Genomic DNA, 14,961 nt, shown 5'->3' on the forward strand with positions numbered 1-14,961 from the left:
GGGTGGGGCGGATCCGGTGAACGGCGGGGACGCGCAGGGGCGGGGTTCCGGCCGGCAGGCACGCCGGTTCCAGCCGCACAGCCTGCCGACGCGAATCGGTGCCGATCCACGTCAGGCCCGCTGGGCGGACGCGATGAAGACGGTGCTCAACCGCGAGCAGATCAGCCTGCCGGCGCTCGCCGAACGGGTGGTCGGCCCGCTCGACCTGCAGGGCACCCACAAGCTGCGCCGCTGGTTGAGCAACGAGACGACCGTCCCGGCGCACGCGATCATCGAGCTGGCCCGGGCCGTCGGCGCCCACGAGAGCGACATGCTCGCCGCCTACGGCCTGCGCAGCCCGTCCATCAGCAAACTCGTCCGCCGGGCCGAGGAGGCCGAGGAACGGGAGCGGCAGCTGCGCGCCCGCTCCGCGCAGGCGGGTCGGACCACCGGCGGTGCGCTGTTCGCAGCGGCGGCGGCCCGCGACGGCCGGTGGTCGGTGACCGTGCGGCCGCACTGGCGGGGCCGGCGCCACCGCTGCCACTTCGCCGACCACGTCCTGCTCGAGCGCGTCGACGCGATCAGCAAACGGGCCGACGCCGAACACGACTTCGCCGAGGTCTTCGAGCGCACCGCCGCGAGCTGGGACGCCACACCGCTGCTGGTCGAAGGGCTGCCCGTGGGCCCGCTGCCGCCACTGATCGTCCACCGCTTCACGGCGCCGCACGAGCCCACGGCCCACCACGCCCCCACCGACGCGTCCGGGGTCGGCGCGCAGGGCGTCGTCGTCACCGGCCTGCAGTGGACGGGTTCCTACACGGTGGCGGCGCTGTTGGCCAAGGCGCTCGGCTGGGGTCTGGGCAGCTTCGCCCGCGCGGCCCGGTCGGTGCACGGCGGGGCGCGGCTCGACTTCGCCCTTGCCGACGAGATCATGCAGGACTGGCTGCGGCGCCCGGACAACTCGCCGCGCCGGGTCTGGGCGCACGTGCTCACCGAACCGCCGGGGCCGACTGCGCCCAGCGCTCGGCTGCTCGGGGACGCGGGGCCCGACGTGCGAGTGGTCATGGTGGTGCCGGAGCCGGAGCTCATCGAGATCATCGCGGCGCTGTCCGGGGCGGCGCCGGCGGAGTTGGCCGCGCAGAGCCAGGCCTGGGGTGAACTGCTCGCGCCACATCCACGGCTGCTGCACGTGCCCGCGTCCGCTCCGCGCGCAGCGGACGGCTCGGCACTGCGGGCGAATGATCCACGTTTCCTCGACGCCTACTTCGACGCCTCCGTCGACGCGGCGTTCGACGCCCTGCGCCGGCTCGCGGGTGACCGTCCGGTCAGCGCGCTGGTCCCCGAACAGGCCCGGCTGAGCGACCCGTTCGCGGCACTGGTCGCGAGCGGGGCTCAGGCCGCGAGCAACGGGGACCCGGTAGCCACGGTGCCACCGGGCTCGCCCGCCGCCGTCCCGACGCCGCCCGCGCCACCACCGGCGTCACCCACACCGGCGTCACCGGCTTCGGCCCCGTCGGTGGTCGGCGTCGCGGGCTGAGCGGTGCGCCGCAGCGCGGCGGCGAGGTCGTCGTGGTCGGCCCGCGCGGCGGCCGGCCCGAACTCCTCGACCAGCGCCGCACGCAGCGCGCGCACCGCGACGGCGCCCGTGCCGTGCAGTCCGGCGACGGTCGCGGCGAGCCCGGTGATCCGATAGCCGGCGACCTCCCGCCGCACCGCCTCCGCTGCCGGTACCGCGTCCCCGGCCGCCTCCCACAGCGGCCGGATCGACGGCGGCCGAGCGCACCGGCCACCCGGCCCGCCCCACCCGCCGGAGTCCCCGGCGGGCTCGTCGAGCCGCGCGCCGCAGCCGGCGAAGGCGCTAAACGGTGGCACGACGGGCCCCTTGTCGGCCAGTGGCCGCGCGAGGTAGCGCCGGTGGCGACGGGGCGAGGACGCCTCGACCGCGGCCGTCACCCGGCGGATCCAGGCCGCCATCTCGGCCGGAGTGGTGCCGTAACGGTCGGCCCAGGCCGGCAGCGGCCAGCCGATGCCGGCGACGGCGGGCACATCGCTGCCAAGCCACGTCATCAGGTGCGCCAGCAGGGCCCGGTCGGCGGGATCGGGCAGCGCCTCGCGGGCCCAGCCGGCGTCGGGCACGCGTTCGGGCCGCTGTTGCAGGCCGTGCGCGCGCCGCCGGTCCCGGTGCAGCTCGCCGAGGGCCGAGCGCACCACCCGGACGAGGTAGCCGTGCGGGACGGCCGGTCCCCGTCGGTCGAGGCGGTCGAGACGGTCGAGGACCCATTCCAGCAGGGGCACGGCGTCGTCGAAGCACCCGAGGTCGCAGGCGGCGAGGACGCCGTGTTGGATCGCTCGCGGCCCCGCGGGGCACGGCGTCCCGCCGTGGCGGGCCGACCGGCGGGACAGGGTGTCGTTGACCGCGCGGACGGCCGACGCGAACGTCATCTGGTCCATATGTTCCGAGCGTGCCGTCCAGGTCCCTCCCGCGGACTCCCGCGAACTGCCGAGTTGACCGGTTCGGCCGGCAGAAAATGCCAGTCCGAGCACGGCCCCTGACACCCGGCCGCGCATCTCGGCGTCGGCCTCAACGCATCTGGCCGGCGCCGGCGTAGGGGTGCGGGCTGACCAGCGGGGCGTTCTCGGCGAAGCGGGAAAGGCGGAAGTCGGCGGCGGGGATGAGCGGATGGCTGGAATCCCCGTCGACGACGAGGTCCGCGACGAGCTCACCAACCGCGACCGAGATCTTGAACCCGTGCCCGCTGAACCCCGCCGCCACGAACAGCCCGTCGACCGGCGTCGCCGAGATGATCGGGTTGTAGTCGGGGGTGACGTCGTAGCAGCCAGCGTAGGACGACGACAGTGCCACCTCGGGCAGGCCCGGGAAGCGGTGGGCGAACCGGCCGACGGCGTGCTCCACGTACTGCGGGTCCACGGTAGCGGGGTAGGCGTCGGGGTCGACCCACTGCGGACGGCTGTGGTCGCTGTTGCCGACCAGCAGCTCGCCGGAGCGTTCCGGCCGCACGTACTGCAGGCCGACCAGGTCGGACAGCACCGGCACATTCCCGATCGGCGCGCCCGGCGCCACCAGCAGGATCTGCTCCCGCTGGGCACGCAGCGGCAGGTCGATGCCGACCCCCGCGGCCAGTCCCGCCGACCACACACCCGCCGCGAGCACGACCGTGCCGGCCGCGATCCGGCTGCCGTCAGCCAGCTCCACCCCGATCGCACGCCCGTCCCCGCCGGCACGCCCGTCCCCGCCGGCACGCCCGCCCGAGGTCAGGATGCGGGTCACCGAGGCGCCCTGGCGCACCCGGACCCCGCCCTGGCGGGCCGCGGCCAGATATGCATGGCAGGTCCGGTGGGCGTCGCCGTAGCCGCCGCGCGGCTCATAGGCGAACGCGGCGAAGTCGGCGAGGTCGGCCGTCGGCCACAGCTCGGCTACCTCCGCGGGATCGGCAAGGCGGGTGTCGATACCGACCGCCGCCGCCGCCGCGACGTTGGCCGCCAGCGCCGCGGCGTCACCCGGCCCGACGCCGACGAGATAGCCCACCTGTTCGAAGCCGACCCCGTCGGCCACCCCTAGGATCTCGGCGGCGTGGGTGAACAACTGCACGCCGTGCCAGGCCATCACGGCGAGCGAACGCACCCCGTAGTGGCAGCGGATGATGCCGCTGGACCGGCCCGTCCCGCCGGAACCGATGGTGGCCCGTTCGAGGACCAGCACGTTGCACACGCCCTTGCGGGTCAGCGCCCAGGCGATCGCGGCCCCCTCGATGCCGCCGCCGACGATGACGACGTCGGCGCTCGCCTGCACGGTCATCGTGTCGGGATCCAGTCGGTCCCGGCCAGCGGCACCCCGGCCATCGCCGCCGCCTCGACGGCGAGCGCGAGCAGGTCGGCCAGCCGCTGACACAGCCGGCGCAGGATGATCCGTGGCGCGAACGGCCACGGCGCGCCGTCGAGCGCCGCCGCCGCCGCCGGGGCCGGGGCCGGGGCCGGCTTGGCACACGGCTTGCCGTCGAGATCGACGAAGGTCGCCAGGACGAAGGTCGTGCCGTCGGCGGCGGCCCGTTCCGCAAGCGACGCACCCGGAGAGCCCGACGTGCCGGTCACGGTCGACCACCCCCGACATGTCTCCCCGCATGAACCATCGTCAACTGGCATTTGACGAGAGGGCGATGTCGGAGGAACGGCGCCGCAGTAACGATCCCGTAACGTTGCGCCGCGTCCGTGAAGATCGGAAATACCGGGTCGACAGTGACCTCAGCCTGGCTGCCGTCAGCGTGCGTAACCCGGTGGCGAGGCCGCCGGAGACCTGGTCGCCGAGGGCAGGAGCAGCCCGATGACGGCGGCGGCGAGGCTGACCCCGGCGCAGGCGAGCAGCGCCGGCCGGTAGCCGTGCACGGTGGCCGCGGTGGGGCTGGCGAGGTGGCTGTCACGGGTGGCCGTGGCGGCGATGGTGGTGAGGACGGCCAGGCCAGGCCGACCGTCGCGACGACCGCTCCGGCGACGAGCAGGGTCCGGTCATCGAAGCGGGGGATGAGCGACCTGGCCCCGACCGAGCCCGCGGTCAGGGCCACCCCACGCAGGCGATGACCGCGTTGGCGACGCCGAGGCGGCGGTTGCGGAAGATGCCGAAGGGCGCGAGGGGAGCCGGACTGCGGGTCTCGACGAGGCCGAAGGCGACCGGCAGGACCGTCGCCGCGACCAGGGCGCTCACCACGGGAGTCGATCCCCATCCCCGGCTGGTGGCATCGGAGATTCCGTAGACCAGGGCACCGACACCGACAGTCACGGTGAGGCTGCAGGGAAGGTCGAGGCCGAGACGGCGCCCGGGGGGTGGCCGGCACCTATGTGGCGGGGCCCAACACCCACCTGGTCGAAGACGCGATCCTGGGGGTTCTGCAGACGGCCGGTCTGCCGGCCGAGCGGGCCGGCTGGATCGCCTTCGCCCTGGGCTACTACGTGTTTGGGCCACACGATCGAGGAACAGTCCCAGGCCGAGCTCTGCGCCGCCCGGCCATCGCACGCGGCGCGAAGGGCTAGGCGCTCGGATCGAGGGTGTCCCGCGCAGCGCCCCCGGTTGGACGGGGCACCTGAGGTGCATCGATCCCGCCGGCGGGGCTGGTCCCACCAGCGGGGGCGGCCTCGCCAGCGGAGCTGGTCTCGTCGGCGGGGGCGGGCCCGCCGGGTGTGCCGGTCGGGGAAGCCGCGGCGGAGTTCAGGGGCGGCTGCGAGGTCCGCGCCCGTGCCTGTGCGACGGCGGCCTTCGCGTCGTAGCGGATCAGCGCGGGTACCGCGGCCGTCGCCAGCAGCAGGCAGCCGATGCCGGCCAGTCCCCCGCTGATCACGGAGAACGCCGGCGAGGTGGCCGCTGCGACGCCGCCGGCCTCCAGGTCCCCGAGCCGCGGCCCGCCGGTGACGACGACGAGGAACACGCCCTGCAGCCGCCCGCGCATCTCGTCGGGGGTCGCGACGTTGAGGATCGCGTTGCGCAGGATGGCACTGACCATGTCGGCGGCGCCCGCGAGCGCCAGCAGCGCCAGGCCGAGCGCGATGTCGTGGGCCAGGCCGAAGCCGACGATCGCCCCGCCCCACAACGCGATCGAGACCACCACCGCGAGCCCCTGGCGGCGGACCCCCCCGAGTGGGCCGGACAGCCCGGCGGCGAGCAGGGAGCCGACCGCGACCGCCGAGTACATCGCGCCCGCCGTCGCACTCCCCCCGCCGAAGCGGTCCTCGGCGAGCGCCGGGAACAGTGCCCGCGGCATCCCGAACACCATTGCGATGAGGTCGACGACGAAGGTCATCAACAGCACCGGCTGGCCGCGTAGGAACCGCAGCCCCTCGGCGACGCTGGCGACCCCGGCGCCACGCCCGCCGCCGCGCGGTGGCATCGCCGGCAGCCGGGCCAGCCCGTACAGCGGGGCGGCGAAGGTGACCAGGTCGATCGCGTAGGCGACCGAGAAGCCGCCGGCGGCCACCGTCACGCCAGCGATGAGCGGGCCGAACACCCCGGCGGCCGTGCCGCCGATCTGGGCCAGGGCGCTGGCGGCCGGCAGATGCTCGAACGGGATCAGGTTCGGCGTCATCGCCCGGCGTGCCGGCTGGTCGGCGGCCAGCAGCGCGGACTGCACGGCGACCAGGCACATCAGCGGCCAGGCGACGTCGTCGACGGCGCCGGCGAGCGTCAGCACCAGGAAGGCCGCCGAGACCGCCGCCAGCCCGCCAGAGGTGATCATCGCGAGGCGGCGGCGATCCACCGCGTCCACGATGGCGCCGCCGAACAGCCCGCCGCCGACGAGCGGCACCAGTGCCACCAGGCTGACCAGGCCGACCTGAAACGACGAGCGGGTGATGGCGAAGACCTGCAACAGCACCGCGGTGGCGGTGATCTGGGAACCGAGGGAGGAAATCGTCTCCCCCGCCCACAGCCGGCGATAGGCCGGATACTCACGCAGCGGAGAGATGTCGGCGAGCAGCTTGGGCACCACGCACGCTACCGTGCCAGAGCGGTCGCCCGGGCGGCCTTTCCCGCCCACGGGAACGGCCCCGGCCGGTGCCCGCGGGCACCGATCGGGGCCGCCGTCACGCGGACCGCCGCCGGTCAGAGCTTGCGGTAGCGGGCCTCGAAGAACGAGTAGATGCCGAACAGCGCCAGGCCGATGGCGCACAGCGTCAGCAGCCACTGGCCGTACGCCTGCCCGGCGAGGGTCTTCAGCGTGCCGTCCAGGCCCTTGGCCTCACTCGGGTCGAACTCGATCGCCGCCTTGGTCACGAACACCCCGGCCAGCCCGAACACGACGCCGCGCACGATGTACCCGACGAGACCCGCGGGCTTGGCGACCTTACGGGCGAAGGCGCTCATCTGCCCGGTCTTCAGCTTCTCCTCGAACTTCCGCTTCGCCCCACGGATGATCATCCCGATGCCGATCCCGACGACCACGAGGCCGACGATCCCCACGAGCACCCGGCCGGCGTCGTTGCGCATGACCCGCGCCGTCCAGGGCGCCGGCTCGCCGGACCCGCCGCCGCCCGAGACGAGGAAACTGATCGTGCTGCCGGCGATCGCCAGGTAGATGACGCCACGCGCCGCGGAGACCACGCGCTTCGCGGTCCGCTTCTTCTCGTCGTCCTCGTCCTGGACGCCGACCGCGGCCTCGAGCAGCCGCCAGGCCGCGTAGCCAAGGAAACCGATGACCAGGATGACGAGGACCGCGGATCCGAACGGCTTGTCCTTGATCTCGCCGAGGGCGCCGTTGCGGTTGGTCTGGGCGTTACTGAGTCCGAAGGCGACCTGGACGGCGAGAACCCCGATGAGAACGTAGATCAGGCCCCGCCCGGCGAGTCCGATGCGGGCGGCGATGTCGACGGTCCGACTGTGGCGGGCCTGCCGCGCCGCGCCCTTTGCCTGGCCCCCAGCCCCGCCGCCGTTGTCGACGGCGTGCCGCAGCCGGCCGCCGGTCTGCACCGACACAGTGATCACTCCCTCGGACCATGGGATCGGTTGATCCGGATGGAACGATGCCCGGGACGGCGCGCACAAAACCGGACAGGGCGCCTAGGTCACCGTCGGTGCCAGATACCGAAGCAGCACGACATCGTCGAGTTGTCGGACCTCGGCCAGCCGCAGCGGGGAGTGGACGTCCTGCGGGAACGCCCCGGGGCCGACGAACGTCGGCGCGTCGGGCTCGCCGACGAAGAACGGGGCGACGGCGAGGTGCAGCTCGTCGACGAGGCCGGCGGTGAGGAAGGCGGTGTGCACCGAGGTTCCCCCCTCGACCAGCAGGCGGCGCACGCCCCGGCGGTCGAGGTCGGCGAGCACGACGGCGACGTCCACCAGCGGCCGACCAGGCAGATCACCGACGGTCGCCGGCGGGCCGGGCAGGTCGACGACACTCACCCGCCCGCCGGCAACAGAGTCGCCGGACCAGGACGGCGGTGGCGCCGCGCTGGCGGCGCCCCGGTAGACGAGGGTCTCGACCGGGTCGGTGCCGAACACGCGGGAGCGCGGATCGAGGTCGCCGCCGCCGGAGAGCACCACCTTGACCGGCGTCGGCGGCAGGCCGGCGGCGACCCGGGCGGCCCGGCGCCGCTCGGCGCGCACGGCGAGGCGGGGGTTGTCCCGGCGCACGGTCTCGGCGCCGACGAGGATCGCGTCGCAGCCGGCGCGCACCTCGTCGACCCGGTCAAGATCCGCCGGGCCGGACAGAATCAGCCGGGCGTCAAAGCCGTCGTCGATCCGGCCGTCCAGCGACATCGCGCAGCTGCAGATGACATAGGGGCGGCCCACCGCCGTGTGCTCGTCATCCACGCGCAGCAGCATTACACGCCGAGCGGGAGCGGCCCGCGGGGCCGTCACGGTGCGGGACTACCGTGAACAGCTGTGCGGATCGCGACGTGGAACATCAACTCCGCGAAGGCCAGGCAGGCCCGGCTGATCGAGTGGCTGGACCGCGTCGAACCGGATGTGGTGTGCCTGCAGGAGACGAAGCTGTCGGACGACGCCTTCCTCGAACTGCTCGACGAGGACCTGTTCCGGCGCGGCTACCGGGTGGCCCATCACGGCGACGGCCGGTGGAACGGCGTGGCGATCCTGTCGCGGGGCAGCCTCGACGACGTCGTGCGGGGGCTGCCCGGCGACCCCGGCTTCCCCGACCCCGAGCCCCGCGCGATCGCCGCGACCTGCGACGGCATCCGGATCTGGTCGTTGTACGTGCCGAACGGGCGCGCCGTCGATGACCCGCACTTCGCGTACAAGCTGTCCTGGCTGGCCGCGTTGCGCGACGTCGTCGCCGCCGAGGCGGCCCGGGGCCCGCTGATGACTTTGGGCGACTTCAACATCGCTCCGACGGATGCGGATGTGTGGGACGTGGCGGAGTTCGCGGGCGCCACGCATGTCACGCCGGCCGAACGCGCCGCGCTCGGGGGGCTCACCGAGGCCGGTCTCATCGACGTCCTGCGTGCCCGCTGGCCCGACGACGTCGTCTACACCTACTGGGACTACCGCCAGCTCTGCTTCCCGAAGAACTTCGGCGTGCGCATCGACCTGACGCTGACCTCCGCCGACGTGGCGGGCCGGGTGCGCGCGGTGTGGGTGGACCGGGCGGCACGCAAGGGCACCGGCACCAGTGACCACGCGCCCGTCATCGTCGACCTGGACACCGCCCCGGACGGCGACGTGGGCCCGATGGTGCCGCCGCCGTCGAGCCGCGGCTCGGCAGGCCGCGCGGGCGGCGGGCGGTCGTCATCCGCCGGTGAGTCGCCGCGCCGCCGCTGACGCCGACGTCGGGCTCGGGACGACATGCGCCCGGGCCCGACGCCGCGGCGCATCCGGGCTGCGGAGGGACTCGCACCCCGGATGGACCGTCACTCGGCCGGCGTGCTCGCGGACTCGTGGTCGTGGTCACTGCTCGCGGCGGTGACCGCGGCGCTGCTCGCGGTGGTGACCGCGATGCGGGTCGTCTTCGGCTCGGCCGCCGCACCGGCGAGCCGGACGGTCAGCACGCCTCGCTCGTAGCCGGCGGAGATCCGCGAGGCGTCGACCCGCTCGGGGAGCTGGAACTCCCGGCGGAAGCTACCGGACCAGCGCTCACGGTGGACGCGGCCGGCGCGCTCCTGCTCGCGCCGCCCCTCGCGCTTGCCACGGACGACCAGCCGACCGCGGTCGATCTCCACGGCCACGTCGCGCTCCACGTCGACACCGGGCAGCTCGAGGTTGATCAGCACATCCTCGCCCTCGGTGACGACGTCGGCCGAGGGAACGGCGCACTCCACGCCCTGGGAGCGGCCGGTGAGCGCCGGGCGCCGCGTGCCCCACGCGCGCCGAACAATCTCGTCGAACTCCCGGTCCATCCGCCCCAGCGCCGCGAACGGGTCCCACAGGTAGGTGCTCACAAGGGCCTCCCTCGTCTTGATCAATCTTTCGGTGGCACGGCGGGCCGGGCCGCCCCGAAGCGCCCTCCGGCGATCCTTCGCCGCCGAGCCTCCAGTTAAAGCCTGCCCGTCGTTCACAGTTCATGAGTCTAGGACGCTCAATCTTTGGGATGCAAGCGTTGGCAGCACTTTTGGTTCACGTGACGTAGGCAACACCGAAGCCGCACTCCCCTCGACCGTGACGACGTGGGAGAGCCCCTCCCCCGATCACCCGCGGGGGTACCCCGAACCCCGCCGCCGCGGTGCGGGGGGCTGCCTGTTCGGGCTGCCCGAGAAGTGCTCGGCACTCCCCCGGGCGGGGGCGGCGGGACGAGGGAGCGCCGGTGCGGCCCGCGTATCCGGAACAATCCACACATCCGGGATGGGCGCGCCGGAGCATCCACCGACGGCTGCTGACGGCCGGCGGGGCGGGCGGATCCACGGAACACGCCGACCGCCTGGGCCGCCGTGTCCCGCCCCAGCGGCTCCGGGACCGTGACGCGCCCATCGGAGAGAATGCCCGAAGACCGCAGATCAACCCCGGGTGACCGGTTCGCGCCGTCGCCGGAATACCCGGCAACACCAGCAAATCCCTACGGAGTGGAGAAACGTCGACCCCGATTACGAGCGGGTAAACCGACACTTCCGTCAAGGTTACGAGGAGTGACGGCAAGTAAGCCACACCATCGTGGTATAAAGTCCCACGCTATATCGGACTGCATGCTGGGGAGGCTGTTCGTGTACCTCGAGCGAACGGTTGCAGCGCCGCACGTGTTTCCTTGGCGGGTCGCCCAGAACGGCCCACTCCCGTCAAGCGGCATCCTGCTGACAGCCCCGCCCGTCCGTCGCCGCGGCGACGGACCTTCGGGGCGTTTTTGGCGGACCGCCCGGTCGCGCGTCTGACGATTCGACGATCGGCGAGAGCACGTGGTCGAGGGTCATCCGTCACGGACGTATGGCGCCGGCAGCACAGTGGACGAAGGAGTGGCATTGAACGAGAGCGATCGGCACGCGGCTCTGGCGGTCGTGGCGCCCGGAAGTGACGTCTCCTTCCCCGCGCTGGACTTCGATGATCTGCCGGCCTCGGTGGTCAGCCGGTTTCGCGAGGTCGCCGCCCGGCTGCCGAACACCCCGGCGCTGGTGTCTCCGGGCGTCACGATGACGTTCGCCGAGACCGACCGCCGCACGGACGACATCGCGGTGGCCGTGCTCGGGCGGCTCGACGCGACCGAGGACGGCCCGGTCGCGACGCTGCTTCCGCACGGGGTCCCCGGGCTGCTCGGGGTGCTGGCGGCGATGAAGACCGGCCGGCCGGTCGTCCCGCTCGACCCGATGGTGCCCGCCGAGCGGATGGCTCAGATCATCCGCCAGGCCGGCTGCACCGCGCTGATCACCGACCTGGGCGACGGCTCCGTGGCCCGGTCCACGGTGGGCCTGCGGCCGGTGCAGTCCCAGGTGGTCACCGCGGCGGCGGTCGACCCGAAACTGCTGCTCGACCTGCTGGCCGACGACGGTCCCCGGCTGGTGCTTGACCTCGCGGCCGCGGCGAGCGACGGCGCCGAGTGGATCGCCGCCAACGGGTCCGACGCGGTCTGGTGGCCCGAGCCGCAGCTCACCGATCCGGCCTGCGTCGTGTTCACCTCCGGCTCCACCGGCGCGCCCAAGGGCGTGGTGTGGACGCACGGCACGTTCCTGTGTGATGCCTACGCCGGAGCGGAGCGGCTCGGCTTCGCGCCCGGCGACCGGCTGGCGCTGGCGCTGCCGTACTCGTTCGCGGCAGGGATCACCGTGGTCGTGTTCGGCCTGCTCAACGGCGCGGGCCTCTACGCCTACGACCCCCGGGCGGCGGGGCTGCGCGGCCTCGCCGACTGGATCACCGCCCAGCGCCTGACGGCGTTGCAGACCACGCCGTCGCTGCTGCGGGCGCTGCTCGGCTCGCTTGAACCGGACGAGGTCCTCACCGACCTGCGGATCGTCACCACCTGCGGCGAGGCCGCCTACGGCCGCGACATCGCCGCGCTGCGCCCGCACGTGCCCGCCTCCTGCACCTACGTGAACTGGTCGGGCGCCTCCGAGATCGCCTCGCTGGGCTTCTTCGAGATTGCGCCGCACGCGCCGCTGCCCGCGGGCACGGTGCCCGCGGGGCTGCCCGCGCGGGGCAAGGAGGTGGTGTTCCGCCGCGAGGACGGCACGATCGCCGGGCCCGGCGAGTCGGGCGACGTCGAGGTGACCTCGGCGTATCTGTCCGCGGGCTACTGGGGCAGCCCGGAGCTGACGGCGGAGAAGTTCACCCCGCGCCCGGATGGCCGGACCACCTGTCGCACCGGCGATCTCGGCCGGTGCGAGCCTGACGGCACGGTGGTGCTGCTCGGCCGGCGCGACGCCGCGGTGAAGATCCGCGGATACCTGGTGGAACCGAGCGAGGTCGAGGCGGCCCTGCTGAACTCCCCGGAGATCGCCGAGGCGGTGGTCACCGCGGTGACCACCGGGACGCAGAACCGCCTGGTCGCCTACGTCGTCCCCGCGGTGAACGGCAACACGCTGTCCCCGGTGCGCATTCGCCGGGCGCTGCGCGAGCGGCTACCGGTCTGGATGGTGCCCGCGACGATCGTGGCGCTGGCGGAGCTACCCCGCAACGAACGCGGCAAGGTCGACCGCGGCGCCCTGCCGCCCCCGCCCGCGGCGCCCGCCGGGTCCGCCCGGCCGCGGAGTCAGTGGGAGATCGTCGTCGCCGACATCTGGACCCGGGTCCTGGATCTGGAGGAGGTGGGGATCGAGGACGACTTCATGGAGCTCGGCGGCGACTCGCTGGCCGCGAACGAGCTGCTCACCCAGGTCAACGAGAAGCTCGGGGTCTCCCTGCCCTCGTCGACGCTGATCGACTCCCCCACGCTCGGCGCGTTCGCCCGGATGGTCTCGCTGGCCCAGCAGGCCGGCCCCCGCCACCCGACCGTCGTGCCGCTGCGCAGCACCGGCTCGCGCCCGCCGCTGTTCTGCTTCGCCGGAGCCGGCGCGCTCGCGCTCGGTTTCCACTCGCTGGCCCGCCGGCTCGGCGACGACCAGCCGGTCTACGCCTTCCAGGCGCACGGCCTGGAACGGCGCGGCTTCCCGGACTGGAGCGTGGAGAAGACCGCTCGCCGCCACCTGGAGATCATCCGAATCATCGCGCCGCGGGGCCCCTACCTGCTAGCCGGGCACTCCCTCGGCGGTCTGATCGCGATGGAGATCGCCCAGCAGCTCACGGCGGCCGGTGACGAGGTCGGCCTCCTGTCGATCATGGACACCTACCTGCCCTCCTCCCTGCGGATCACATCCGGGGACGACGACGGCGCGGCGCCGGCCGCAGCTCCCCCGAACCCGGGGGGCCCCGGGATCGGCGTCGGCAGCCCGGCGGCGCCCGGTGGCGCGCAGGAGCACGCCCGCAACTACCGCCACCGGTTGGCCCGCTTCACCCAGCGGCTACTACCGGAACAGCGGACGAACTTCACCAACATGGCGACACTCAAGAAAATGGTACAGATTCCGCTGACCGGTGTGGTGCAGTTCGGCGGACCCGAGCAGTTTGACGTTTTCTTCAATCACGGCCGGCTACTCGAGAGGTTCTACCGGCCGCGCCCCTGGGCCGGCCGCACCCTCGTTTACCGATCGGCCGAAAATCCGGACCCGGAGGATGCCTGGTCGGCCTTCCTCACCGGTAGCCACGACACCCACTATGTTCCTTGTGAACATTTCTATCTGCTTCGGGAACCACACATCATCAAGATCTCCGAGCATTTCCAGGCGGAGATCGACCAGGTGGTGGCCGAGCAGGCGGCTCGACGCTGAGCCCCCGCCGGGGACGACGGCGTTCCCCGGCACCGCCCGGCAACCTGGGCGGTGCCGGGAGGCCGTCCGTCAGCGGCGGTCAGTGGCGTAGGTCACCCGGACGTCGGTGAAGCCCAGCGCCCCCAGCAGGCCGCGCAGCATGGCGGTCGTGTTCTTCTTTCCCAGCTCGATGACCTGGCCGTCGGTCTTGGCCGCGTCGGTCATCTTCGACGAGGCCTTCTGGTACAGCGCCTTGTCGCTGCTGACCCCGCCGAGCAGGCCGCCGACCCGGTCCAGCGCGCCGCGCTGGCGGGCGACCACATAGCTGTGTTCGAGATCCAGCACCGGCGTGGACAGGGTCGGGTTGGGCAGCTCGATGGTCACCGAACGACGGTCCGGCGAGACGGTGACGGCATCGGCGTCGAGGTGGCCGAAGTCGACCGTCGAGTCGACCGTGCCGACCCCCACGAACAGCGTGCGTTCGCCCTTCAGCGCCGCCGGAATCCACTTGGTGTCGTCCTCAAGATCGACGACGACCTCGAAGTGGGCGCCGGCGGCATGGTAGGCGCTGAGGTCCTCCAGTGAGCGCAGCACCGCCGGGGAGCTGCGGTCGATCGTCCGCTCCTTGAACGGGTTGAGACTGGGCCGCCACCCGGCCACCACCGCGATCAGGCCGACGACGAGCACGGCGAGCAGGATGGTGGCAATCAGCCGCAGCGGGCTGAAGCGGGACGGCAGGGAGCGCAGGGTCCGGTTCGAGCGGGTGGGCCGGTCCGTGCCGGGCTCGTCGTTCATGGTCGGTGATGTACCCGAAAACCCCGGTAACCACGCCGATTGTCGGCGTTATGACCACTCGTCGGCGAGCGTCGCCGGCTCGCTGGTCCGAGCCAGCAGGATCGCGGTCCGGTCGTCGCCCTGCCGGCCCGGGGCATGCTGGCGCACAGCGTCGAAGGCGTCGTCGAGCAGGGCCATCGGGGTGCGGCCGGGGTCGCGCAGAATCTCCGCGATCAGCCGGTGCGCGCCGAACTGGTGACCAGCGGGGTCACGCGCCTCGACCAGTCCGTCGGTGTACGCGATGACCACGTCGCCCGGTTCGAGGTGCAGCGTCCGGGTCTCCCACGCGCCGGGCGCGGCGAGCAGGCCCGACATCAGCGGGCCCGTCGGGGGCAGCCGCACGATCTGGGCGGCGGCGAGCCGGCCGTCCCCCTTCGACGCGGCCCCCGGACTCGCCGGCGGCCGGCGCGCGCCGGCCGCCGGCCCCACGAT

At 73.3% G+C, this 14,961-nt stretch carries 13 protein-coding genes; 3 read left to right on the plus strand and 10 right to left on the minus strand.

Annotated elements, in window-relative coordinates; translation table 11 throughout:
* Positions 1-16: 16 nt before the first annotated feature.
* Complete coding sequence (locus NBZ83_RS20890; RefSeq protein ID WP_261565475.1) at positions 17-1,516, plus strand: hypothetical protein; 1,500 nt, start codon at positions 17-19, stop codon at positions 1,514-1,516.
* 1,044 nt (positions 1,517-2,560) lie between these two features.
* Here NBZ83_RS20890 and NBZ83_RS20895 read toward each other — a convergent pair.
* The 7 genes from NBZ83_RS20895 to NBZ83_RS20925 all read right to left on the minus strand — a co-directional run bounded on the left by NBZ83_RS20895 (position 2,561) and on the right by NBZ83_RS20925 (position 8,302).
* Positions 2,561-3,796: an NAD(P)/FAD-dependent oxidoreductase gene (locus tag NBZ83_RS20895; protein ID WP_261565408.1), complete on the minus strand. Its 1,236-nt coding sequence runs from the start codon at positions 3,794-3,796 to the stop codon at positions 2,561-2,563.
* Positions 3,793-4,089, minus strand: a complete 297-nt coding sequence (locus tag NBZ83_RS20900; RefSeq protein WP_261575631.1) for a hypothetical protein — start codon at positions 4,087-4,089, stop codon at positions 3,793-3,795. Before NBZ83_RS20900 ends, NBZ83_RS20895 begins: the two co-directional genes overlap by 4 nt.
* A 165-nt stretch (positions 4,090-4,254) precedes the next feature.
* Positions 4,255-4,380 (minus strand): hypothetical protein, encoded by a 126-nt coding sequence (locus NBZ83_RS20905; RefSeq protein ID WP_261565410.1) that lies wholly within the window; start codon positions 4,378-4,380, stop codon positions 4,255-4,257.
* 166 nt (positions 4,381-4,546) lie between these two features.
* The gene (locus NBZ83_RS20910; protein WP_261565411.1) at positions 4,547-4,771 is read right to left on the minus strand and encodes a hypothetical protein; all 225 of its coding nucleotides are present in this window, start codon (positions 4,769-4,771) and stop codon (positions 4,547-4,549) included.
* Between the two features lie 247 nt (positions 4,772-5,018).
* Positions 5,019-6,470 carry an MFS transporter gene (locus NBZ83_RS20915; protein ID WP_261575633.1) on the minus strand — a complete coding sequence of 484 codons (1,452 nt, stop codon included), beginning with the start codon at positions 6,468-6,470 and terminating at the stop codon, positions 5,019-5,021.
* A 113-nt stretch (positions 6,471-6,583) separates the two neighbouring features.
* The gene (locus NBZ83_RS20920; RefSeq protein WP_438803137.1) at positions 6,584-7,453 is read right to left on the minus strand and encodes a DUF1206 domain-containing protein; all 870 of its coding nucleotides are present in this window, start codon (positions 7,451-7,453) and stop codon (positions 6,584-6,586) included.
* Positions 7,454-7,537: 84 nt separating this feature from the next.
* The gene (locus tag NBZ83_RS20925; RefSeq protein WP_261565414.1) at positions 7,538-8,302 is read right to left on the minus strand and encodes a RibD family protein; all 765 of its coding nucleotides are present in this window, start codon (positions 8,300-8,302) and stop codon (positions 7,538-7,540) included.
* A 60-nt stretch (positions 8,303-8,362) separates the two neighbouring features.
* Here NBZ83_RS20925 and NBZ83_RS20930 point away from each other — a divergent pair, with 60 nt between their 5' ends.
* On the plus strand, positions 8,363-9,256 hold the full coding sequence (locus NBZ83_RS20930; RefSeq protein ID WP_261565415.1) for an exodeoxyribonuclease III: 894 nt from the start codon (positions 8,363-8,365) through the stop codon (positions 9,254-9,256).
* A gap of 89 nt (positions 9,257-9,345) precedes the next feature.
* Here NBZ83_RS20930 and NBZ83_RS20935 read toward each other — a convergent pair whose 3' ends face one another.
* Entirely contained in the window at positions 9,346-9,873 is a 528-nt protein-coding gene (locus NBZ83_RS20935) for an Hsp20/alpha crystallin family protein (RefSeq protein ID WP_261565416.1), read from the minus strand.
* Positions 9,874-10,875: 1,002 nt separating this feature from the next.
* Between NBZ83_RS20935 and NBZ83_RS20940 the strand changes: the two genes are divergently transcribed.
* Complete coding sequence (locus NBZ83_RS20940) at positions 10,876-13,716, plus strand: non-ribosomal peptide synthetase (protein ID WP_261575634.1); 2,841 nt, start codon at positions 10,876-10,878, stop codon at positions 13,714-13,716.
* A 69-nt stretch (positions 13,717-13,785) separates the two neighbouring features.
* Here NBZ83_RS20940 and NBZ83_RS20945 read toward each other — a convergent pair whose 3' ends face one another.
* Both NBZ83_RS20945 and NBZ83_RS20950 read right to left on the minus strand, forming a co-directional pair.
* Positions 13,786-14,490, minus strand: a complete 705-nt coding sequence (locus NBZ83_RS20945) for a DUF4230 domain-containing protein (protein ID WP_261565418.1) — start codon at positions 14,488-14,490, stop codon at positions 13,786-13,788.
* Positions 14,491-14,538: 48 nt separating this feature from the next.
* The coding region (locus tag NBZ83_RS20950) for a SpoIIE family protein phosphatase (protein WP_261575635.1) at positions 14,539-14,961 on the minus strand (423 nt) is incomplete at its 5' end.

This window comes from Frankia gtarii (genome assembly GCF_025403375.1).
Lineage (GTDB): Bacteria > Actinomycetota > Actinomycetes > Frankiales > Frankiaceae > Frankia > Frankia gtarii.

Excerpts from the sequence above, each read along its gene's own strand:
- NBZ83_RS20895 (WP_261565408.1), bottom strand. The coding sequence starts at position 3,796 with ATGACCGTGCAGGCGAGCGCCGACGTCGTCATCGTCGGCGGCGGCATC.
- NBZ83_RS20945 (WP_261565418.1), bottom strand. The coding sequence starts at position 14,490 with ATGAACGACGAGCCCGGCACGGACCGGCCCACCCGCTCGAACCGGACC.
- NBZ83_RS20925 (WP_261565414.1), bottom strand. The coding sequence starts at position 8,302 with ATGCTGCTGCGCGTGGATGACGAGCACACGGCGGTGGGCCGCCCCTAT.